General features: G+C 64.7%; 20 protein-coding genes. 13 read left to right on the top strand and 7 right to left on the bottom strand.

The genetic code is table 11. The annotated features are described in order from the left end of the window. Nucleotides 1–7: 7 nt before the first annotated feature. Nucleotides 8–1,735 carry a patatin-like phospholipase family protein gene (locus tag OUZ30_RS00135; RefSeq protein ID WP_266180123.1) on the bottom strand — a complete coding sequence of 576 codons (1,728 nt, stop codon included), beginning with the start codon at nt 1,733–1,735 and terminating at the stop codon, nt 8–10. A 152-nt stretch (nt 1,736–1,887) separates the two neighbouring features. Between OUZ30_RS00135 and OUZ30_RS00140 the strand changes: the two genes are divergently transcribed. The 10 genes from OUZ30_RS00140 (at nt 1,888) to OUZ30_RS00185 (ending at nt 11,324) form a co-directional block, all read left to right on the top strand. Continuing rightward, the gene (locus OUZ30_RS00140) at nt 1,888–3,930 is read left to right on the top strand and encodes a M3 family metallopeptidase (RefSeq protein ID WP_266180124.1); all 2,043 of its coding nucleotides are present in this window, start codon (nt 1,888–1,890) and stop codon (nt 3,928–3,930) included. Between the two features lie 41 nt (nt 3,931–3,971). Further along, nucleotides 3,972–4,751, top strand: coding sequence for an exodeoxyribonuclease III (gene xth / locus OUZ30_RS00145; protein ID WP_266180125.1), 780 nt, complete (start codon nt 3,972–3,974; stop codon nt 4,749–4,751). A 38-nt stretch (nt 4,752–4,789) separates the two neighbouring features. Further along, the gene (locus OUZ30_RS00150; protein WP_266180126.1) at nt 4,790–5,467 is read left to right on the top strand and encodes a YecA/YgfB family protein; all 678 of its coding nucleotides are present in this window, start codon (nt 4,790–4,792) and stop codon (nt 5,465–5,467) included. 155 nt (nt 5,468–5,622) lie between these two features. After that, nucleotides 5,623–6,456, top strand: coding sequence for a pirin family protein (locus OUZ30_RS00155; protein WP_266180127.1), 834 nt, complete (start codon nt 5,623–5,625; stop codon nt 6,454–6,456). 379 nt (nt 6,457–6,835) lie between these two features. Further along, nucleotides 6,836–7,294, top strand: coding sequence for an SPFH domain-containing protein (locus OUZ30_RS00160; protein ID WP_266180128.1), 459 nt, complete (start codon nt 6,836–6,838; stop codon nt 7,292–7,294). A 178-nt stretch (nt 7,295–7,472) separates the two neighbouring features. Continuing rightward, nucleotides 7,473–8,108: a 16S rRNA (guanine(527)-N(7))-methyltransferase RsmG gene (gene rsmG, locus OUZ30_RS00165; RefSeq protein WP_266180129.1), complete on the top strand. Its 636-nt coding sequence runs from the start codon at nt 7,473–7,475 to the stop codon at nt 8,106–8,108. Between the two features lie 52 nt (nt 8,109–8,160). After that, complete coding sequence (locus OUZ30_RS00170; RefSeq protein WP_266180130.1) at nt 8,161–9,030, top strand: ParA family protein; 870 nt, start codon at nt 8,161–8,163, stop codon at nt 9,028–9,030. Nucleotides 9,031–9,032: 2 nt separating this feature from the next. Beyond that, entirely contained in the window at nt 9,033–9,902 is an 870-nt protein-coding gene (locus OUZ30_RS00175) for a ParB/RepB/Spo0J family partition protein (RefSeq protein WP_266180131.1), read from the top strand. Between the two features lie 174 nt (nt 9,903–10,076). Continuing rightward, entirely contained in the window at nt 10,077–10,793 is a 717-nt protein-coding gene (locus OUZ30_RS00180; protein ID WP_266180132.1) for a glycosyltransferase, read from the top strand. Between the two features lie 162 nt (nt 10,794–10,955). After that, nucleotides 10,956–11,324 (top strand): DUF488 domain-containing protein, encoded by a 369-nt coding sequence (locus OUZ30_RS00185; RefSeq protein ID WP_266180133.1) that lies wholly within the window; start codon nt 10,956–10,958, stop codon nt 11,322–11,324. Here OUZ30_RS00185 and OUZ30_RS00190 read toward each other — a convergent pair. Both OUZ30_RS00190 and OUZ30_RS00195 read right to left on the bottom strand, forming a co-directional pair. Continuing rightward, nucleotides 11,302–12,261: a patatin-like phospholipase family protein gene (locus tag OUZ30_RS00190; RefSeq protein ID WP_266180135.1), complete on the bottom strand. Its 960-nt coding sequence runs from the start codon at nt 12,259–12,261 to the stop codon at nt 11,302–11,304. The genes OUZ30_RS00185 and OUZ30_RS00190 overlap by 23 nt on opposite strands. 85 nt (nt 12,262–12,346) lie before the next feature. After that, nucleotides 12,347–13,330, bottom strand: a complete 984-nt coding sequence (locus OUZ30_RS00195) for a helix-turn-helix transcriptional regulator (RefSeq protein ID WP_266180136.1) — start codon at nt 13,328–13,330, stop codon at nt 12,347–12,349. Between the two features lie 144 nt (nt 13,331–13,474). On the opposite strand from OUZ30_RS00195, the gene OUZ30_RS00200 reads away from it, so the two are divergent. Both OUZ30_RS00200 and OUZ30_RS00205 read left to right on the top strand, forming a co-directional pair. Continuing rightward, the gene (locus tag OUZ30_RS00200; protein ID WP_266180137.1) at nt 13,475–14,374 is read left to right on the top strand and encodes a hypothetical protein; all 900 of its coding nucleotides are present in this window, start codon (nt 13,475–13,477) and stop codon (nt 14,372–14,374) included. A 114-nt stretch (nt 14,375–14,488) separates the two neighbouring features. Beyond that, nucleotides 14,489–15,316 (top strand): DUF481 domain-containing protein, encoded by an 828-nt coding sequence (locus tag OUZ30_RS00205; protein ID WP_266180138.1) that lies wholly within the window; start codon nt 14,489–14,491, stop codon nt 15,314–15,316. Nucleotides 15,317–15,494: 178 nt separating this feature from the next. Here OUZ30_RS00205 and hemC read toward each other — a convergent pair whose 3' ends face one another. The 4 genes from hemC to OUZ30_RS00225 form a co-directional block, all read right to left on the bottom strand. Next, entirely contained in the window at nt 15,495–16,412 is a 918-nt protein-coding gene (gene hemC / locus OUZ30_RS00210; RefSeq protein ID WP_266183068.1) for a hydroxymethylbilane synthase, read from the bottom strand. Between the two features lie 195 nt (nt 16,413–16,607). Continuing rightward, nucleotides 16,608–17,312 (bottom strand): LytR/AlgR family response regulator transcription factor, encoded by a 705-nt coding sequence (locus OUZ30_RS00215; protein ID WP_266180139.1) that lies wholly within the window; start codon nt 17,310–17,312, stop codon nt 16,608–16,610. 10 nt (nt 17,313–17,322) lie between these two features. Beyond that, nucleotides 17,323–18,369, bottom strand: coding sequence for a sensor histidine kinase (locus OUZ30_RS00220; RefSeq protein WP_266180140.1), 1,047 nt, complete (start codon nt 18,367–18,369; stop codon nt 17,323–17,325). Between the two features lie 125 nt (nt 18,370–18,494). Beyond that, complete coding sequence (locus OUZ30_RS00225) at nt 18,495–19,160, bottom strand: alpha/beta hydrolase (protein ID WP_266180141.1); 666 nt, start codon at nt 19,158–19,160, stop codon at nt 18,495–18,497. Nucleotides 19,161–19,381: 221 nt separating this feature from the next. On the opposite strand from OUZ30_RS00225, the gene OUZ30_RS00230 reads away from it, so the two are divergent. Further along, nucleotides 19,382–21,829, top strand: coding sequence for a S9 family peptidase (locus OUZ30_RS00230; RefSeq protein ID WP_266180142.1), 2,448 nt, complete (start codon nt 19,382–19,384; stop codon nt 21,827–21,829). Nucleotides 21,830–22,525 lie beyond the last annotated feature (696 nt).

Raw genomic sequence — 22,525 nt, forward strand, 5'->3', positions numbered from 1 at the left:
GGCGCGCCTAACGATGAGCGCGCGCGCCCACCTCGAGCACCTGTAGCGTGTGCTGATAGCCCGCATCGATCGCCCGCTGCCAGTCCTTCCAGTCCAACATGCCGATGTGCTCCAGCGGTGGCGTGAGCAGCAGATCGGCGCGTTCACGGCGATGTTCACTCGGTCCCTCGCTGTTGACCATGGCCGCGCGCACCAGGGTGGAAACCAGGCCTGGCCGCTGGATCTCCTGGCGTTTCAGCAACAATCGCCATAACGGCGGCGTCTCGAATTCTTCCGCGGTGGTGAGCAGGGAAATATCGGCGCGGATGTCGACGGCCGTGATATGCGCCATGCCGTCACCGGCCATGACATCGGTGGGCAGGTTGTCCACCAGGGCGCCGTCGACGTAGACACGGCCGTGATGCAGCACGGGAGGCAGCACGCCAGGTATGGCGCTCGAGGCGCGCAGCCATAGCCACAGCGGGCCACGCCGGTGCACCACCATGCCTTCGCCGGAAAGGCAGGTGGAAACGCAGAAGAACGGCAACGTCAGGTCTTCGATATCCAGGGCACCGAACGCGCGTCGCAACATCACCGCCGCCCGGCGGCCGCGGGTGAGTGCGACGATCGGCAGGGTCCAATCCGACAATGGGCGTCCTTCGACGAAGCTGCGGCGAAACGTTTCGATCATCGCGTCCAGCTCCCAGCCGATAGCCACGCCCGCGCCAATGATCGCGCCAATGCTGGTGCCGCCCATGGCATCGAACTCGTGACCTGCTTCGCGCAACGCGCGCAGCGCACCTAGGTGCGCAATTCCACGAGCACCACCCCCGGCCAGCACCAAGCCACGCGCATGACCGCTGATCAGGCGTGCCACGCGGGCGATATCGGTTTGTCCGCCAACATGGTGGTGCTGCAGCTCGCCACTGAATTGCGCACGCCAGCGCTGTGCGGCGCCCAGGCTGGGTTGGCGCCCGGCATGCAGCAGGATCAAGTGGCGCGGACGGTGGCCGGCGCGCGACGGGTGCATGGGCAGCGCCTCCGGCCAGGGGCGTGCCGGTTGCGAAGCGAGCACCGGCAAGAGCAGCACGTCGGCCTGGCGTAGGCAGCGCTGACGCCAATGCTCGTCGCCGGTGGTGTCGAGGTAGATGACGAAGCGGGCTGTCGCCTCGCGCTCGGCGAACCAGTCGCTGCCGCGGCCGGCGCCGTGCTCGGCGTCGATGACGACACAGCTGCCCCAATGCTCCAGCTCCATGGCGAGCTGCATGGCCAGGGAGCGAGCCTGCACCTCAGGGCTCACCGGCAATAAGGCGAAGGTGCGCGCGGAGCCCCGATCCTCTTCACCCCGCATGCGTTCCTGTAGTCGCGCAATCGCCACCCGCGCCACGCCAAGCATGGCCTGGGGATAGCGCCGTACCAGGGCTTCGTAGGCGCTGCGATCCAACCGCAACAGTTCTGAATCGCGCAATGCGCGGACGGTGTATTGCCGGCCTTCACCGGTGATCAGGCCGATCTCGCCCAGGCTGTCGCCGGCCGCCACCAGGCGCACCCGATCGGTCGGACTGTCGAATACGCCCAGGCTGCCGCTGACCACCAGATACAGCGCATCTGCCGGGTCGCCCTGGCGAAACAGCGCGCGTCCGCCGGGCAGGGAAAACCATCGAAGTTCGGGGGCCAGCGCCGTCAGCGCCTCGTCCTGCAAATGCCCGAACACATCGCAACGACGCAACAGGGCGGAAAAATCAGGCATCGACATGGCGGCATGGTACGGCGGCCTCTGTGACAATTCGTGAGAGCGCCCCGATTTCCCCTGCCCGCACTGCTTGATTTCGCCGGGGTGGCTCGCCACGCTGGCGGCCATCCGCCGGCCCGCCTCCTGGCAGCCGGGCGGGGAACCGAGGAGATTCCATGGAACACGACAATCCGCTGCTGGCCGATGACACCTTGCCGGCCTTTTCGCAGATCCGCCCCGAGCACGTCACGCCCGCGATCGACACCATCCTGGCGGACTACCGCAGTGGCATCGATGCGTTGACCGCGCCCGGCGCGCCGCACGACTTCGCCAGCGTGATGCTCACCCAGGAGCGGCTTGAACAACGCCTGGCGCGCGCGTGGGCACCGGTGAGTCACCTGCACTCGGTTGCCGACAGCGAGGCGCTGCGCAAGGTCTATGGCCCGGCGGAGGAAGAACTTACCGACCACGCCATCGAACTGGGCCAGAACCGCGCGCTCTACCAGGCCGTGCAAGCGCTGGCCGATGCGCCGGACTTCGCCAGCCTGCCGCGACCCGAGCGCGCGCTGGTGGAGCACGCCCTGCGCGACTTCCATCTGTCCGGCGTGGCGCTGGAAGAGCCGGCGCGTTCGCGCTACCGCGAGATCGGCGTTGAACTGAGCCGGCTTTCCACCGAATTCTCCAACGCCGTACTCGATGCCACCGACGCCTGGCACGAGCACATCACCGACGAGCGAGACCTGGCCGGTATTCCCGAATCCGGTTGCGCCGTGCTGCGCCAGTATGCCAAGGACCAGGAACTGGACGGCTACCTCGTCACGCTCAAGCAGCCCAGCGTGCAAGCCGTGCTCACCTATGCCGACAACCGTGGCCTGCGCGAGCGCGTCTACTGGGCCTACCAGACACGTGCCTCCGACCAAGGCCCGCAGGCCGGCAAGTTCGATAACAGCGAGCGCATCGAGCGCATCATGTCGCTGCGCCACGAAGCCGCCCAACTGCTCGGCTTCGCCAATGCCGCCGAAGAATCGCTGGCGACCAAGATGGCCGGCTCGCCGACCCAGGTGATGGAATTCCTGCACGATCTGGCCACGCGCGCCAAGCCCGTGGCGCGCGCGGAACTCAACCGGCTGCGCGAATTCGCCACCGACGAGCTGAAGCTCGACAACCTCGAATCCTGGGATGTGGGTTACGCGTCCGAGAAACTGCGCCAGCAGCAATACGATCTGGATGAGGAACAGCTGAAGCCGTACTTCCCGTTGCCCGCGGTTATCGATGGCCTGTTCGATCTCACCGATCGGCTCTACGGCATTTCGCTCAGCGTGCGTGATGGCGTCGATGTGTGGCACCCGGATGTGCGCTACTACGACGTGCACGCCGCCGATGGCCGCGTATTCGCAGGTGCCTATGTCGACCTGTATGCGCGAACCGGCAAACGCGGCGGCGCGTGGATGGATGTCTGCCGCGCACGCTTCAGGGATGGCGGGGACGAACAGCTGCCGGTGGCCTTTCTCACCTGCAACTTCGCGCCGCCGACCGAAGGTCGCCCCGCCCTGCTCACACACGATGATGTGCTGACCCTGTTCCACGAATTCGGCCATGGCCTGCACCACCTGCTGACCGAGATCGCGCTGCCCTCCATCGGCGGCATCGATGGCGTGGAGTGGGATGCGGTGGAATTGCCCAGCCAGTTCATGGAGAACTTCGGCTGGAACCGCGAAGCGTTGGACCTGTTCGCGCGCCACTACGAAACTGGCGAGCGTCTGCCCGACGAATTGTTCGAGCGCATGCTTGCCGCGCGTCACTTCCATGCCGGCCTGTTCCTGGTGCGCCAGCTCGAATTCGCCATGTTCGATTTTCTGCTGCATCTGCAGTACGACCCGACGCAAGGCGCACGCACCATGAGCGTGCTGGAGGAAGTCCGCCACCAGGTAGCTGTGCTGCATCCGCCGGCTTGGCAGCGCTTCCCGCATGCGTTCTCGCACATCTTCGCGGGCGGTTACTCGGCCGGTTACTACAGTTACCTGTGGGCCGAGCTGCTCAGCGCCGACGCGTTCGGCGAGTTCGAGGAACACGGCGTGATCGACCGCGCCACCGGTGACCGCTTCCGCCGCGAAGTCCTCGCTGTAGGCGCCAGTCGCCCCGCCCTGGAAAGCTTCATCGCCTTCCGCGGCCGCGCACCGGAGCCGGAAGCGCTGTTGAAGAGCCACGGACTGGCCTGACGGATGACGGCGTCGATGACTGCATCCCTTAGAATGCGCCCATGAAAATAGCCTCGTGGAACGTAAATTCGCTCAAGGTGCGCATGCCGCACCTCACCGAGTGGCTGGCTGAGGCGAAGCCGGATGTCGTGGCCTTGCAGGAAACCAAGCTGGAAAACGCGAAGTTTCCGGTGGACGAACTGGCCGCGGCCGGGTATCGCGCGGTGTTCTCCGGCCAGAAGACCTACAACGGCGTGGCGCTGCTGGCGCGCGCCGATCTGAAGGGCGAATTCGAAGACGTCGTCACCGACATCCCGAAGCTGGACGATCCGCAGCGGCGCATCCTGGCCGCCACGATAGGTGGCGTGCGGGTCGTGGATCTCTATGTGGTCAACGGCAAGGCCGTGGGCGATGAGAAATACGCCTATAAGCTCGACTGGCTGGCCAAGATGCGCGAGTTCCTCGCCAGCGAGATCGAGCGGCATCCCCAGCTGGTGGTGCTCGGCGATTTCAACATCGCGCCGGACGATCGGGACGTCTACGATCCGGTCGGCTGGGGCGAGGACATCCTATGCTCGCCGCCGGAGCGGGAGGCGCTGAAAAACATCACCGACCTGGGCCTGCACGACAGCTTTCGCCTGTTCGAGCCAGGCGGCGAGCACTACAGTTGGTGGGACTACCGGCAGGGTGCATTCCGGCGCAACATGGGTTTGCGTATCGACCTTATCCTGGTCGGAGACGCGCTGAGGTCCGCGGCAACGGCGGCCGCCATCGACCGCACGCCGCGACGTTGGGAACGACCTTCGGATCACACACCGGTAACGGTGGATCTGGATATCTAGAATGACGGTCGCAAGACCGGCTTGCAAACAGGCAGCTGATGAATACACCCAAGACCGACTGGCCCAGTTCGCTGGACGACAACGAACTCGACGAACTGGACCAATACTTGCGCGCCCACGTTGGCGAGGGCGAACTATTGCTCGATGGCGTGCACGGCCTGCTGTCCGCGCTGACCGTCGGCCCGATGCAAGTGTTGCCGGAAGAGTGGCTGCCGGAAGTGCTACACGACCCATTCGCTGACGAGCAGGAGGGCAATCGCGTATTGGCCCTGCTGGCCAAGCTCAATGATTCGATCAGCGCCGAACTCGATGTGGATGCCTACGAGCCGATCCTGGGCGAAGTGGAAACCGAGGCCGGTCCGGTGCTGTCGGCCGCGGGTTGGTGCGAAGGTTTCAGTCGCGGCATCGATCTGCGCGCAGGGCTGTGGGAAAAGCGCCTGGCCGACGACCCGCAGTTGATGGAATTGCTCGGTCCGGTGATGGCGCTGGCGGTGGACGAAGGCATCCTCAATGCCGATGCCGAGTTCGAGAAACTCGGCGACGACGAATACGATGAATGCCTTTCCCAGGTGCCGTCCGTACTCAGTGCGGTACACCAGTATTGGCACGAGCACCCCGCCACCGAAGCCGAACTGGAAGCGTCGGTTCGTCCCGAGGAAAACGAAGAGCCGCAAACGACCCCGCCGCGTCAACGCAGCGGGCATTGGGTGCATTGAGCATCTGAGGGGCGAGGGATGAGTAGCGAGGAGTTTTGCGCCCTCGCTACTCGCCCCTCACCCCTCCGAGGAAACAGTCCGTTCCGGCTTCAGCGCTTGGGCGCCACCCCTGACGGCATCATCATGGGTGGCATACCAATCCACGGGAGCAAGCCATGACTGAGCGCAGCATCCTCCGTCGCATTCGCGGCACTGACACGTCCGACGGCGCGGGCGTCAAGCTGAAGCGCGTCATCGGCCAGCCAGCGCTGGACATGCTCGATCCGTTCCTGCTGCTGGACGAATTTCGTTCCGACCAGGCGGGCGACTACATCGCCGGTTTCCCCGAGCATCCACATCGCGGTTTCGAGACCGTGACCTACATGCTCGCCGGCCATATGAAGCATCAGGACAACCACGGCAACAGCGGTGACCTCACCCCGGGCAGCGTGCAGTGGATGACCGCCGGCCGCGGCATCCTGCATTCTGAAATGCCGGTGCAGGAAGACGGCCTGATGTGGGGCTTCCAGCTGTGGGTGAATCTGCCCGCGAAGGACAAGATGATTGCGCCGCGCTACCAGGACATCGGCCCCGAGCGCATTCCGGTGACGCATCCGGCCGAAGGCGTCGAAGTCAAAGTGATCGCCGGTGAGTTCGGCGGCGTGACAGGTCCGGTGGCCGAGATCGTCACCCAGCCGATCTACCTGGATATCGCCTTGCAGCCCGGTGCTTCCATCGACATACCGCTGCCAGAAGGCCATGCGGGCTTCGCCTACGTGTTCGAAGGCAAGGCCGCCGAGGTAGGCGGACAACCGTTGGCACGCAGCGAACTGGGTGTACTTTCGCGCAACGGCAAGCTGCGCCTTGCCGGCCGTGATACCGCCGCTCGTGTCCTGCTGGTAGCCGGCAAGCCGCTCAACGAGGCGGTCACCCGATACGGGCCGTTCGTGATGAACACGCCGGAGCAGATCCACGAAGCCATCGCGGATTTCCGGGCCGGCAAGTTCTGAAAGCGGCGCCAGGCTGCCACTCGATTGACGAGCGCCCCGGCCATGCCGGGGCGTTTCGTAGGCGTGTTGGCCACATGGGTTATGCCGATGCTGTGGCGGCTGGCACGGCTCTCGCTTGACTCAAGTGCGGCGCGGGAACTGCCGTTACAGCCACCGTTGTAGGGGGAATCCGGCGGCGGGTAGCACGGATGGCGCCGTTGTTGCATGCCATCCGTGCTGCCGCCGGCTTCACAGAATCAGATAGTTAGCCCAAAAGACGGATTGTAAAGAACTTGTTCGGCCGTTAAATTAAGATTAATACAAGGGGGCGCAATCGGCTGTAGTATCAACTTACAGTTATTTGCGAAGAATCCTCACATAACTAGCTGTATTTAATGCCATGAATGCCCTGATTACGCTTGTTGTCCTGGCCTTGATCGCGACCTTCGCGTCCGCGGTGAAGCGAGTGCCGGCCGACCAGGTCCATAGCCTTTATCGGCGCGGCAAACCCTATCGCCTGTTGCAGCCGGGCATCCATATGACGCTGCCACTGGTCGACCACGTGGTGCACCGGATTGACCTCAGTGGCCAGGTGCTCCGCTTCCAGGAGCCGTTGCCGAACGCGCACGGTGTCAGCGGTACGGTGTACTGGCAAGTGCTGGAGCCCGAGCGCGCCGATGCGGTCATCGAACAGGCGGACCAGCTGATTCGCGGCGGCGCCCTGGCCGCGCTGCGGCAGGAGCCCGAGGCTTATAGCGCGGACCGTCGCGACCTGGGTTCGCGCCTGAAGCAGGCCATGAACGGCGCCCTGCGCGAGCGCGGCATGATGGTGACCCGGGTGGAGTTGGAATTCGCCTGATCCAAGCAGGCCCGATCGGCACTGGCGTCGATCAGGTCTTGGCGAGGTTGCCCCAGAGCGACCGCCACAGGGGAACGACTTGAAACCCGCTACGGCGGGTTTTTCTTTATCGTCGCGCTGGCGTCGGAGACACCGTGCCCGGATACTTCCGCCCCTTCGCACCCCAAGGTACCGCCGAATGACTTCCCGCCACGATCTGCAAACCCAGCTGGAACGCGGTATTGCCGCGCTCGGACTGCAGCTGCCGGCGAACGCGGTGGAGCGCCTGCTCGATTACCAGGAGCTGCTGGCGCGCTGGAACGCCACCTACAACCTCACCGCCGTGCGCGATCCCGCCGAGATGATCACGCGTCATCTGCTCGATTCGCTGGCGATCCTGCCGTACGTGCGCGGTGAGACGCTGGCCGATCTGGGCACTGGCCCAGGCCTGCCCGGCATCCCGCTGGCGATCGCGGCGCCAGGCCGACAGATCCTGCTGGTGGACTCCAACGGCAAGAAGGTCCGCTTCCTGCGTGAGGCGATCCGCTCACTGAAGCTCGAGGGCGTGCGGGCCGTGCAGTCGCGTGTGGAAGACGTGGAAGGCCAGTTCGACTGCGTCACCGCGCGCGCCTTTGCCAGCCTTGCCGACATGTTGGCCTGGGGTGGTCACCTTTTGACCAAGGAGGGCATCTGGCTGGCCATGAAAGGTAAGCGTCCGGACGATGAAATGCCCGCTATACCGGCGGATTTCGAGGTGCGCGGCACCCATGCGTTGAGCGTGCCCGGCCTCGAAGGCGAGCGCCATCTCGTCGTGCTCGGTCGGGCAAGCTGCTAAGCAGGCTGTTAATCTAGCCGCCATTTCACTCGTTCACGGTATCGACGACACCATGGCCCGCATCATCGCTGTCGCCAACCAGAAGGGCGGCGTCGGCAAGACGACCACCGCCGTCAACCTCGCCGCCGCACTCGCGGCTGCCAAGCGCAAGGTGCTGCTGGTCGATTTCGACCCGCAAGGCAATGCCACCATGGCGTCGGGCGTCGACAAGCGCGTGGCCAAGCCCAACGGCTGCGAAGTGCTGCTGGACGAGGCGCCGATTGAACAGGCGATTGTGCAGACCGAGGCGCATTACGACCTGCTGCCCGGCAATGGCGATCTCACCGCGGCCGAATTGAAGCTGATGGACGCGATCGCCCGCGAAAGCCGACTCAAGGAACAGTTGGCCAAGGTGGCCCATCGGTACGACACGATCCTGATCGATTGCCCGCCTTCGCTACACCTGCTTACGCTCAACGCGCTGACGGCCGCGAACGGCCTGCTGATTCCGGTGCAGTGCGAATACTTCGCGCTGGAAGGTCTCTCCAGCCTGCTCGACACGGTGAAGGCCGTGCGTCAGCGACTCAATCCGGCGCTGGAAATCGAAGGCCTGCTGCGCACCATGTACGACGTGCGCAACAACCTCGGCAACGAAGTCTCGGCGCAACTCACCCATCATTTCGGTGACAAGGTGCTGCGCTCGATCATTCCACGCAACGTGCGTTTGGCCGAAGCGCCCAGTCACGGCCAGCCGATCCATCTGTACGATCGCAGCTCGCGTGGCGCGATCGCCTATATCGGCCTTGCCGGTGAAATGATCCGTCGCGAACGTGGCCATAGCGCGGCCGCGGTGCACGAGCATACCGGCGATGTCGTGGCGGTAGCACTGCACGCCGACGCCGACGAGACGCTCGACGATATCGTCGACATCCATCAGGAGTAAGCATGTCCGCTGCGAAAAAACGGGGGCTCGGACGTGGGCTCGACGCGCTGCTTGGCGGTGACGGTGCAGGTTCGCCGTCCGTGATCGAGCAGGAAGGCGAGCTGCGCATGTTGCCGATCCAGCAGATCCAGCCGGGCAAATACCAGCCACGCCGCCATTGGAACGACGAGGCGCTGGACGAACTGGCGGCCTCGATCCGGGCGCAGGGCCTGATCCAGCCGGTGGTGGTTCGTGCCATCGGCAAGAACAGCTATGAGCTGATCGCCGGCGAACGCCGCTGGCGTGCCGCGCAGCGCGCGCAGCTGAGCGAGCTGCCGGTGTTGGTGAAGGACGTGCCGGAAGTCGCCGTGCCGGCGATGGCGCTGATCGAGAATATCCAGCGCCAGGACCTTACTCCGCTGGAAGAAGCCGACGCGCTCAAGCGGCTGATCGACGATTTCGACCTCACCCACCAGCAGGCCGCCGACGCCGTGGGCCGCTCGCGCGCCGCCGTGTCCAACCTGCTGCGCCTGACCGAGCTGCCTCACTCCATCAAGAAGCTGCTTGACGAAAGCAAGTTGGAGATGGGCCATGCCCGTTGCCTGCTGACCTTGCCCGAGAGCCTGGCCGAAGGGCTTGCACTGGAAGCGGCGCGCCATGGCTGGAGCGTACGCGAGCTTGAAGAAGCCGCCCGTCGCGCGCAGACCGAGCCCAAGGGCAAGGCCAAGCATGCGCCGTCGCGCGACCCGAATGTCGCCGACCTGGAGCGCCAGCTGGCCGAACGCTTCGCCACTCGCGTCGAGCTCGCCCAGGGACGTGGGGGCCGCGGCAAGCTGGTCATTCACTATCACAGCAATGACGAGCTGGAAGGCATTCTCGGCAAGATCCGCTGAGTCTCCTGGGCCCGTCATCCCAGCTTGACCAGCCCTCCGGCTGTTGAGAGCCGCTGGGATGACGAGCTTTGAGAGAGGATCGCGGCTCCGCGCCCTCCGCTGACGCGATAGCGCTGACCCACTAGAATGGCGCCCTGGCGCCGCGCGCCCTTTGGTTTTAGACAAGGCCCAACCATGCCCCAACTGTCCGTCGTCGTGCCGGTATTCAACGAGCGCGACAACATCCCGCCGCTGCTCGCCGAAATCGCCGCCGCTCTGCGGGGCAAGGTCGAGTTCGAGATCGTCTACGTCGACGACGACTCCAGTGACGACAGCGTGGCCGTGCTCGCTGCGGAAAAGACCAGCTATCCCGAACTGCGTATCGTGCGTCACCTGACCCGCAGCGGTCAGAGCACCGCGGTCTGGAATGGCGTACGCGCCTCGCGTTCGCCGTGGATCGCCACGCTGGATGGCGACGGCCAGAACGATCCCGCCGATATTCCGAAGTTGCTGGCGGCGCGCCAGGGCGCGGCGGAGAACGTGCGCCTGTTCGCTGGCTGGCGTACCACGCGCCGCGACAGCTTCAACAAACGCATCTCCTCCAAGATTGCCAATGCGGTGCGTTCGCGCATGCTCAAGGACGCGACGCCAGATACCGGTTGCGGCCTCAAGCTGTTCGATCGCGAGGTGTTCCTGCGCCTGCCCTATTTCGATCACATGCATCGCTACCTGCCGGCGCTGGTCAAACGCGCCGGTTTCCAGAGCAACAGCGTGCCGGTTGGTCACCGTCCGCGTACGGCGGGCACGTCCAAATACGGCATGCTCGATCGTCTCTGGGTCGGCCTGGCCGACCTGCGTGGCGTCGCCTGGCTGATGCGCCGTGGCAAGGTCACCCAGGTCGAAGAGATCTGAGCATCGCCCGCTGGCCCTCGCTCGCAGGCGTAGGGCCGGCTGGATCCTTCGGGGCCCCACGCGTCCAGGCGCACCGCTCCACAACGCGCACTTACGCATCTCATGACGTGTCTTTCATCGGCGTATGCTGAACATTCCCCTCTTTGGGGAGGCCGCCCACTCATGAGCATTAACGTTAAGCGCGTCTACGAACCCGCCGCGTCGGACGATGGTTACCGCGTGCTGGTCGATCGCTTGTGGCCGCGTGGACTGAAGAAGGAAGACGCTGCGCTGGATGCCTGGACCAAGGAGTTGGCACCTTCACCCACGCTGCGCAAATGGTTCGGCCACGATCCGGCGCGCTGGGAAGGTTTCCGCCATCGCTATGCCACCGAGCTGGATGCCGCCGCCGAACATTGGCGGCCGTTGGCGACGCAGGCCTCACGCCACCGCCTCACCTTGCTGTTTGGCGCGCGCGACGAGGAACACAACAACGCGGTGGCGCTCAAGTGCTATCTGGATGCGTGGCTCAAGGCTCACGGGCCCCATTGAGGCGTCGTGTCGGCTGCCAATGGGTGAGTGCGCGCCGTGCCTGCATGCGGCCCAGTTCGATCAGTTCACGGGCGCGATAGAACTCGTACACGGTGGCGACGTTTCGAGGCATGCGGATCAGCAGGTCCGGCTCATAGGCGGCCAGGCGCAGCCGTGAGAGATTCGCCTGCATCAGGTCCATCGACTGCGTCAGCAGTTCGAGCATGCCCGGTTCACGAGGCTTCTCCGCGCCGTGCGGGATCAATTTGCCGATGAACTCACCAACGCGCTCCCGATAACTGTCGGGCGTCTCTGTTTTGGCGGCGGGCATGACTTCCGGTGTGGAGACATCAGGGGGACCATCCATGCTTACCGCAAACAGGAAGTCTGCGGTATCGCGGATGAGCGGCGTCACCGGTACGGGATTGAGCAAACCACCATCGACGAGCCGTCGATCCCCCAGCGTATGCGGACGAAACACGGTGGGAATGGCAATCGACGCACGAATCGCATCGAACAGCGAACCTCGCGTGAGCCAGACCTCGCGCTCGCGGTCCAGATCGGTGGCAACCGCGGTGAAGGCCAGCGGCAGATCTTCGATGCGGGCATCGCCGATCAGCTTGCGTAGCGTGCCGATGATGCGTTCGCCCTTGATCAGGCCACCACCGGATAGTGTCCAATCGACCAGGCGCAGCACATCCAGCTTGGCCAGCGAGCAAACCCAATCGCTATACACCTCGAGCTTGCCCATCGCGTAGATGCCACCGATCAGGGCGCCCATGGAGGTGCCGGCGATGGCGACGATCTCGTAACCCTGCGCTTCGATTTCCTGGATCGCGCCGATATGCGCCAATCCTTTGGCGCCGCCGGAACCAAGTGCCAGCGCAATGGTCGGTTTGCGGGTGGACTTATTTTCAGCAGGCTTGGCAGAGGATGGAGCAATGTCGCTAGGACTCATGGAAGAAACAGCGTGGCGGTGGTCAACGCTAGCGTCACCGCGCGTGAGTCCCAATGCAAGTCGTTCCGCAAAGACGTGGCTGTGTTCAGCCTGGCGGTTGCTGGTAACCGCTGAGAGCCAGCTGCAATTGGATCTTCAGCTCCTCGCGCAGCGACAGCGGCGCCACCACTTCCGCATCCGGTCCGTACTTGAGTACGTCCATCAGCAGTTCCTTGGAATTGGAATAAGGCACCTGCAATTCGTAGCGGCCGTCGGGCAGCCATTCGCCTTTCTGTTGCGAATGCCAGTGCTCGTCGGCCACCCAGCGCGCGGCGTGCTGCGAGAAACGCAGCGTGGCCCAGGCTTTCGGCTTGCCGGCGAAGATGCCGTAGCTGGAAGCGAGCGCGTCGTTGAGCTCGTTCTCCGCCACGTCACGAGCGGGTTGATCCAGTGCCTGCGGTTCAGCGATGCGATCCACTGCAAAGCTGCGCAGTGCTTCGCGGTCGTGATCCCACACATCCAGGTACCAGTTGTCGCGGTAATGCGTCAGCCGTTGTGGCGACACCGTGCGATGGCTGTCGGCATTGGTAGTGCGCGCGCGATAGCGAAAGCGCAGTTGCCTGCGCTCGAGCACGGAGCCCGCTACGATGCGGAATACCTGTTGGTCGAGCGTGCGCTCGCCCCACGCGATCACGCGAATGCGTTCGATCGGCAGTGCTTTGCCACTACCCTGGTCGGAAAGCAGATGTTCGATGCGTGCCTTGAACGGAGCGAGCGCGCCAGCAAGCACGCCCGGGCCACTGCGCCCAATCAATTCGTTGAGTGCGAGCAGCGCAGCGAGTTCGTCGGAAGTAAGCCAGAGGCCAGGCAGCTCAAAGCGCTCGCCTTCACCGATCGCATAGCGGAACGCGGCGTGTTCGCCACCCGCGCTTTCGATCGGCGCACCCAGCGCATCGCGCAGAAACGCCACGTCGCGATACAGCGTTGCACGCGAGCACTCCAGCTCGTCCATCAGACGCGGCAGGGGCACGGGATAGTGCGCCGACTTCAGCAATCGGTGCAGGGTCAGAATGCGCTCGTAACGATCCATGAAATGATTTTCGACGGCAGCCTCTGCGTAGCATGCGCACCCTAGGCGATTGTCGCAAGTCCACCATCCGGTGGACGTGGAACAAAACGCAGAAAGGGTGGTCCGCCCGTGATGCACCCTTCACATAGAGAAGACAGAAAACTCATGAAGCAGCCAGGCGACACGGAGCAGTCCACCATCGGTGCAGATGGCGGTCCGATACTCGCGCATCCCTTGCGCGTGGGCTCCATGCTGCTGCAGGTGCTTGGCTTTACCGGCTACGGCTTGTGGATGTTGCTGGGGCTCGCGTTGGCCATGGGTATTTATAGCCCCGGTCGTGGCGATGCCCTGGTGCCGCTGACCTTGGGTGGCGCACTGATCAGCTTCGGCTTGGTCGCCGCTTGCCTGCGCACGCGCTGGACACCGACCTGGCATGGCTGGCGCATCGTCGAAAGCCAGCTACCCACACGTGAGGCGCTGATCGCGCTGGCGACCTTTCTGCCGATGCTGGCGGTCGCCGGCCTCGCGCGCGGGAACGACGCGTTCTGGGCGACCCGGCTGGCTGGCGCCGCGTTGGCGCTGTGCAGTCTGGCGACCTTGATCCTGACGACACGTGGCGACATTCTCGACCGGGCCCCTAATGTGGACAGTCGCATGGCTGCACAACTGCCGCTAAGTCGCGTGGTTTCGGCCACCTATGCCGGCGGCTTGTGGCTCTGGGTGTGCGTGACGGGTCAGGACGGTGGTGGCTTATTCGGCGGCACGTTGTCGTGGGTCGTCGGCTTGCTGTTGCTGGGGCTGCTACGGGGGCTCGTCGAGGGTATGCGCTGGCAGACTCTGCTGGCGCGGTTTCCAGGTCCGCGCGCTCGGTTGGAACTGCAGCCCCGGCGCTATCTGGCGGCTGCACTGGCTTATGCCGTACCGTCGACGGCGCTGTTGCTCACCAGTTTCAGCGAAGGCCGGGTTTTTCTGTCCGTGGTGGCCGCGGCCAGCTGCACGCTTGGCCTATGCATCGAGCTCAGTTTGTATGATGGAGCCTTGCCGACCATCCCACCCAGCCGCTGAAACGGCCATCTGAAGCCGTTCCAGCCGCGTTTGAGGCAACTTGTTCACAGGCAGTTCAATCCACCCCGTTAAGGTGGCGGCCTGCTTTTATTTAACGAAAATGGAATAAATCCCATGAAAAAGACTTTGATGGCGGGCGCCTTGCTCGCCGCGCTGGTAAGTTTTGGCGCTCTGGCCGACGATGCGGCCCCCAGCAATCCCCCCGCCAGCAACCCGGCCGACAATGGCGGCTGGAGCGGCTCGGGTGAATTCGGCTTTGCCTCGTCCTATGGCAACTCCCGCTCGGAAAATATCAACGCCAAGCTGGGTCTGAACCAGGAAAATGACATGTGGAAGAACAATTTCTTCCTCACCGGCCTGCGTTCGAAAGCGGATGTAAAGGTGGTGGACGCCAACGGCAACACGACCGACCAGCTCACTACCACGGCGAATCGCTACGACCTCGGCGCCTCGGTGGGCTTCAAGCTCGATCCGCGCAGCTACATCGTGACCGCCACCCGCTATGAGCATGACGATTTCGGCGCCAACCTGTGGCAGAGCATCATCTCGGTCGGCTACGGCTATATCGCGCTGAAGACCGAAAGCACCGAGCTGTCGTTCGAAGCGGGCCCTGGTTACAAGCGTTATCGCCCGGCGGATCTCACCCAGACGGTGAATGGCACGAGCACGCGAGTGCAGCAGGATATCCAGAGCGAAGCGGTGGGCCGCGGACTGGTCAACTACAAGTACCGCCTCACCGACAACACGGCGCTCGAGAATACGTTGCTGATCGAAGCGGGCTCGCAGAACAAGTACTACCAGAACGACATCGGCATGTCGGTCAGCATGACCAGGAAGATGGCGCTGAAGCTCGGTTACCAGGTGCGTTACAACAGCGACGTGCAGCAGGACACCAAGCACACGGATACGCTGCTCACCACCAATCTGCTCTACAACTTCTGATCCGTCGGCTCCCGCCGTCGTGCAGGAGCGCACCCAGTGCGCGACTAACCGGCAGGCAAACCGGTTTGCACAGGCAAGCTGCCCGCAGGGCGAGGGCCAAGGATGGCCCGAGTGAAAAGCCAACGAAGCGCGGACGCCGTGGCACCCTTTCGCGCACTGGGTGCGCGCCTACTTGGGATCAGTGGCCGAGCAGCTTCTTCGCGCCCTGTGCAAACAAGGCATCGGCGACCTTCAGGCCGAGTGCGACGGCCTGATCGCCATCTGCCTGCGCTTCGGCCAGCAAGAGGCGGCCGCTGTTGACGTCACCGACCATGCCGCGCAGGTGCAGGCCGCGCTCGGTCAGCGTGCACCAGGCACCCACGGGAACCGTGCAGCTGCCGCCCAGCGCGTGATTCATGGCACGCTCGGCGGTCACCGCCAGGCGCGTGTCGGCATCATCGAGTACCGCCAGAAGGTCCAGCACGTCAGGCCGATCGTTGCGCGCCTCGATGGCGATGGCCGCCTGTCCCGGTGCCGGCAACCAGTCCGGTGCGGTGAGGCGGCTGCGGATGCGAGCGGCCAAACCGAGTCGCTCCAGGCCGGCGCACGCCAGCAGGATCGCCTCGTAGTGGCCGGCATCGAGCTTGGCCAGACGCGTGCCTACATTGCCGCGTAGATCCAGCAAGGTGAGGTCAGGGCGCACGGCGCGCAACAGCGCCTGGCGTCGCAGCGAGGACGTGCCCACATGGGCGCCGAGCGGCAACGCGGCGAGATCGCTGAAATCATTGCTCACGAAGGCATCGGCGGCGTCTGCACGTGGCAGGATGGCGGGCAAGCTAAAGCCCGGCTCCAGTTCGGCAGGTACGTCCTTGAGCGAATGCACGGCGAGATCGGCACGCCCTTCGAGCATGGCCACTTCCAGTTCCTTGAGAAACAGGCCCTTGCCACCGATGGTGGCCAACGGCTTGTCGAGGATTTCGTCGCCCCGCGTCGACATCGGCACCAGTTCCACCTGTAGGCCGGGATGGGCAGCGCGCAGCTCGGCGGCGACGTGTTCGGCCTGCCAAAGTGCGAGCGCGCTCTTGCGGGTGGCGATGCGCAGGATGGATAAGGTCATGGTGCTCTCGATAAAGGCGCCGCGCGCGGCGTCAGTGGGGCTGGCATTGTCGCGCAATTGCACGGGAGAAGCAGACACGGCGTGTGTCAGGCATCGTCGCAGCAAGGTATGAGTCCAACGGCCGGGGCAGCCTCGGGCGCCAGCTCATTGGCGAGGACCTGAAGCGTCCTGCGCAGGCTTTGAGTGGACCTCGATTCAACCCATCCGCAGCAGCTTGCGCAAGGTCGGCAAGTTGCGACGGCTGACTTCGGGCGTCAGTTCGGTGCCGCCGAGCCGCGCCAGTACGCGGCCATCGGACAGCGTCTTCAGGCCGATCAGGCGCTGGGACGGCACCAGGCAGTTTCGATGCAAACGAATCAGCTGGTCGGGGTAGGCGTCTTCCAGCTGGCGCAGGGATTCCTCCAGCAGCAGCTGGCCGCCACGATGCTGCACGACCACGTACTTTTCCTCGGCCAACAGGCAGATCACGTCGTCCAGCGCGACGCGCACCTGTTCGCCACCCAACCGTCCATGCAGATAGTTGGCCGTTTCGCGTGGCGCCTGCACCAGGCGCTGTCGCGCGCGCTGCAATGCCTCCTGGAGGCGCTCGAGGCGCACCGGCTTGAGCAAATAATCGACGGCACCCAGGTCGAATGCATGCAACGCATGGTTTTCGTAGGCCGTGCAGAACACCACCTGCGGTCGTGATCGGCCCGCAAGCCGCTGGGCCAGCGCGGTGCCGCTCATGCCGGGCATGTTGATGTCGAGCAGCAAGACGTCCGGATGCCACTCGCCCAACGCGACGAGCGCGGCCTCGCCGTCACTTACGCTGCCGGCGATCTCGACGTCGGCGCACTCCCCCAGCAGGGCGGCGAGCCGCGCGCGCGCCAGGGGTTCGTCGTCAACGATCAGTACGCGCATAAAACCGCCCCTAGTCTTGCGGAAGTTGCAGTCGCACCACGAAACGGTCGCCCATCGGGCCGGCCAGCACGTGTGCGCGGGGACCGTAGCGATAGGCCACGCGCTGGCGGACATTGTCCAGTCCGTGCCCGTGCCCGCCTGGTGCGGGATCGCCGCCACGGGGGTTGTCGATCTCGATGATGATGCCGTCGCGCTCGCGCCATCCGCGCAGGACCACTTCACCCCCTGCGCGCAGCGGCTGCACACCATGGCGTACCGCATTCTCGACCAGCGGCTGCAACAGCAGGCGCGGTAGCGGAAACGCGTGCGGCAGTTCGTCCAGTTCGCGGCGCACCTGCAGGCGATCGCCGAGCCGAAGTTGCTCGATCGCCAGATAGCGATCGACCAGGGTGAGTTCGTCACCCAGGGTGCCGTCCTGCGTGCTGTGCTCGCCGAGTGCGGCGCGAAACAGTTCCGATAGATCTTCCACCGTGCGTTCCGCCGCCGCCGGATCGACGCGCACCAGCGCGGCTACCGTATTCATGCTGTTGAACAGGAAGTGCGGGCGAATGCGCGCCTGCAGGGCGGCGACCTGGGCCCGGGTAACGGCGGCGAGGCGTACCTGCCACTGGGTCAGCACGAAGAAGTAGCGCAGCAACGCACCGCCGAGCAGGGCCGCGATCAGCGTGTTGTTGCGCACGAAGGTGCTGGCGCTGTCGCTCAGCAGTTCCATCTGCATGGCCGCGTCCATCCAGTGCACCAGCGCACTGCCGCCCGCCACGATCAACACCATCACCAGCCACACGCCGGCATATGGCGTCAGGCTCGGCAAGCGTTGCAACAGCGGCCGCAATTTGCACAAGGCCACGCCGATCACCATCGCCAGCCAGTTGGCGAACAGCATGCCCACGCTATAGCCGCGCCAGCCGTGGCCATTGTTGGGGGCCAGCCACATCACCGTGACGGTGAGCGCAGCGACGATGAGCAGCGCGAAGATCACCGGCGGGCTGCAGAAATCCGGAAGCAGCTGGTGCTCGGAGCGGCTGTCGGTGGATGGCTTGGTGGCGGGGGCCGTCATGCGGCGGAGTATGCCGTATGCATGCAAAGCGTTCCGCGACTCTCCCGTCATCCCGGCGGCTTCCGATAGTCGACGGGTCGGTCAGGCCGGGATGACGGCGAGGATGGTTGTTTTCAGTCCAAGACTCAGGCCGCCAGGCGTGTGGTCATCCACTGGCGCAGATCGAGCACCTCTTCCCCGCACACCGAATGCGGCATCGGATAGGTGTGCCAGGCCACCGAGTAGCCCAGCGACTGCAACAGGTCGCGCGAAGCGACGCCGCGCGTCAGCGGCACGATCGGGTCGGCCGTGCCGTGACCCCAGAAGATCGGCGTGTGGGCGTTGGCGGGGTTGCGTTCGGCGGCGAACGAGTCGTGCAAGGGTAGATAAGTGGACAGGGCGACGATGCCGGCGAGCCGGTCGGCATGACGAAGCCCGGCAGCCAGCGCAATGGCGCCGCCTTGCGAAAAGCCGGCGAGCAGAATGCGCGATGCGGGCACGCCACGCTCGTTCTCGCGAGCGATCAGTACGTCGACGCTGGCGATGGACGCGCGCATGCCGGCTTCATCCTGACGCGAGACCAGATCCACGCCTGCAATGTCATACCAGGCCCGCATGGGCATGCCGCCGTTGACGGTCACGGGGCGCACCGGCGCGTGGGGAAACACGAAGCGCAAGGCCGGCCACGAAGGCGATACCAGCTCTGGCACGATCGGCGCGAAATCGTTGCCATCGGCGCCGAGGCCATGCAGCCAGATCACGCTGTGGGTGGGGTGGGCGGCGGTTTCGGTTTCGACGGTGGGCAGGACCATGGGACTTCGCTGGGGCAGGGACGATCAGGGGGGAGCGTGCCGTATGGGGCTGGCGCGAGGATCTTAGGGAACGCTCGACGCATGCGCCGGACGACAGGGACTCGCGGGGCGGCTAACCCGTAAGACTACCGGTCGGGGCGGTCATGGCGAAACGGGACCATCGGCGCTTGCCAGCCGACGAAGCTTGGTTATGCTCAGGCGTTTTGACTGTGGAGCGCCCTATGCGTCGACTGCTCTTCGCCGGCCTTGCCGCCCTAGCCGCGTTGCCCGCGGCGGCCTTGTCGCCATCCGCCGCCGGCGGAAAGCTCGATCTGGAAACCATCATGGCCAATCCGGATTGGATCGGCACGGCGGTGGAGTCGCCGTACTGGAGCGTGGATGGACGCAGCGTCTACTACTCGCTCAAGCGTGACGGCAGCAAGGTGCGGGATCTCTATCGCGTCGACCCGGCCAGCGGCCAGAGCACCAAGCTCGATGCGGCGGCGGTGGCGCAGGCCGATGGCGCGCCGGTGTTCGACCGGGCCCATCGTTATGCCGCCTTCGTGCGCCATGGCGACGTGTTTCTGGTCGACCTGGCCAGCGGCCGCCGTGTCCAGGTGACGCGTAGCACCGACGAGGAGTCCTCGCCGCGCTTCTCCAGCGACGACCGTCGCCTGCAATACCGTCAGGGCAACAACTGGTTCGTCTACGACATCGCCAGCGGCGTAAGCGCACCGGCTGCCGTGCTGCGTTTCGTCGATGACCCGCAAGCCAAGCAGCCGGACGCGCTGGGACGGCAGCAGCTGGATCTGTTCAACGCGCTGCGCCAGAACAAGTCCGACAAGGATGCCCAGCGCGAAAACGACGATGCGCTCGCCGCGGCCGATCCGGGCCGCGCGCCCAAGCCGATCTTCCTGGGCGATGGCGGCGAGCCGGTGGATACCGAGCTGTCGCCCGACGGTCGCTGGATGTTGGTGGTCACCAAGCCCAAGGACTTCAAGAAAGGCAAGGAGCCCGAGGTCACCCACTACGTGACTGATTCAGGTTACGCGGAGCAGCAGGAAACGCGCACCTATGTCGGTCGCAACGACCCCGCCCCGCAGTCGCTGCTGCTGGTCGATCTGCAGGCCGCCAAGTTCTATCCGCTGAAGACCGACGGCCTGCCCGGCATCAAGGACGATCCGCTCAAGGCCATCCGCAGCAAGACCATGGCCGCGCTGGAGAAGGCCGGCAAGGCGGATGAGGCGAAGGCGTTGAAGGCGCCGGACCAGCGCTCGGTGCGCATCATCTCGGGCGCCGAGGATGGCGGCGGTGGCGGCATCGTGTGGAGCGATGACGGCCAGAACGTGGCCGTGCAGCTGCGCGCGATCGACAACAAGGATCGCTGGATCGCCAACGTCGATTTCGACAAGCACGCCCTGGTCACCCAGCACCGCCTTACCGACAACGCCTGGATCAACTGGAACTTCAACGATTTCGGCTGGCTCAAGGATGGCCGCACGCTGTGGTACCTCAGCGAGGAAACCGGTTATTCGCAGCTCTACAGCAAGAGCCTTGGCGGCAAGCCCAGGGCGCTGACCTCGGGCAAGTTCGAGATCAGCCACCCGCTGCTCAGCGACGACGGCCAGTGGTTCTACGCGCGCACCAACCAGGTCGCGCCGTATAGCTACGACGTCTATCGCGTGCCCAGTGGCGGCGGCGAACTGAGCCGCGTCACGCAGTTCCAGGGCATGGACGATTTCGTGCTGTCGCCGGACGGCCGCCAGCTGGCGGTGTTGCATTCCTCGCCGTATCGACTGGCGCAGCTGGCGGTGCAGGATGCCGCTGGCGGCGCCGCGCGTGAACTCACCAACACGATGAAGCCCGAGTTCACCGCGCATGCGTGGATTGCGCCGCAGATCGTCGGCGTGCCGTCCTCGCATGGTGCCGGCACGGTCTGGGCGAAGTACTACGGCCCGGCCGATCCGGCGGTGGCGGCATCGCGTCCGGCGGTGATCTTCGTGCATGGCGCGGGTTACCTGCAGAACGTCACGCTGTCGTACTCCAACTACTTCCGCGAGCAGATGTTCCACAACCTGCTGGTGCAGCAGGGCTTCGTGGTGCTCGACATGGACTACCGCGCCTCCGACGGCTACGGCCGCGACTGGCGCACGGCGATCTACCGCCAGATGGGCCATCCGGAGCTGGAAGACCTGCTCGACGGCAAGGCCTGGCTGGTGAAGAACCAGGGCGTCGATCCGCGGCGCGTGGGCATGTATGGCGGCAGTTACGGCGGCTTCATGACGCTGATGTCGCTACTGCGCGCGCCGGGTGAATTCGCGGCGGGTTCGGCCCTGCGTCCGGTGACCGACTGGGTGACCTACAACCACGAGTACACCTCGAACATCCTCAATGACCCGCAGCTCGACCCCGAGGCTTACGCCACCAGCTCGCCGATCGAATATGCGGACAAGTTGCAGGATGCGCTGCTGATCCAGCACGGCCTGATCGACGACAACGTGCTGGCCAGCGACTCCGTCCGCATGTACCAGCGCCTCATCGAGCTGCACAAGAACAACTTCTGGATCTCGCTGTACCCGATGGAGCGCCACGGCTTCGTGCATCCGGACTCGTGGCATGACGAGTACCGCCGCATCGATGAGTTGTTCCAGACCTGGTTGCGGCCGACGCCGCCACCCGCGACGAATTGAAGCTCCTACTCCCTCTCCCCTCTGGGGAGAGGGCTGGGGTGAGGGGCGGGTGCTCGCGACAGCGCGACAACTGAGCGTGGCCGCAAGGGTGCCGCTTACGCAGCGGGCGTTTCGACTGCCTGCCGGCAGCCGAGTCACTTTTCTTTGCTGGCCCAAAGAAAAGTAACCCAAAGAAATGGCCTCTAGAGCTGGTAGCACTCCGTTGGATAGAAGCGTCGGAAGGTTTTCGCGATCGGATCGTGTGCTACCCAAGGCGCTACACAGCGGCTACACCGCAACGCGCCAAGGCGGTGAGGACTTAAGGCAGGCCTGGCCGACGGTCGAAACGCTTGCGGCGTCCAGCTGCTCGGTTAGCACGACACCACCCACGCATTAAGCCCTCTCGGCCTCGGCGCGTTGCGGTGTAGCCGCTGTGTGTCGGCCGTGGGCCGCCACCTATCCGGCTGGCCACGCCCGTCAGGCTTGCATCCCACGTAATGCTTTGAGCTCTCAAGGCCGTTTTCTTTGGGTTACTTTTCTTTGGGCCAGCAAAAGAAAAGTGACGCGGACCGCGGCAGCGGTTCGGAACGCCCGCTGCGTAAGCGGCAACCTAGCGGCCACGCTCAGTTGTCGCGCGATCGCGAGCACCCGCCCCTCATCCCAACCTTCTCCCCGGAGGGGAGAGGAAGTCAGAGCAGGCGCCTGCAACGCAACGGA

The organism is Dyella humicola (genome assembly GCF_026283945.1).
Taxonomy (GTDB): domain Bacteria; phylum Pseudomonadota; class Gammaproteobacteria; order Xanthomonadales; family Rhodanobacteraceae; genus Dyella; species Dyella humicola.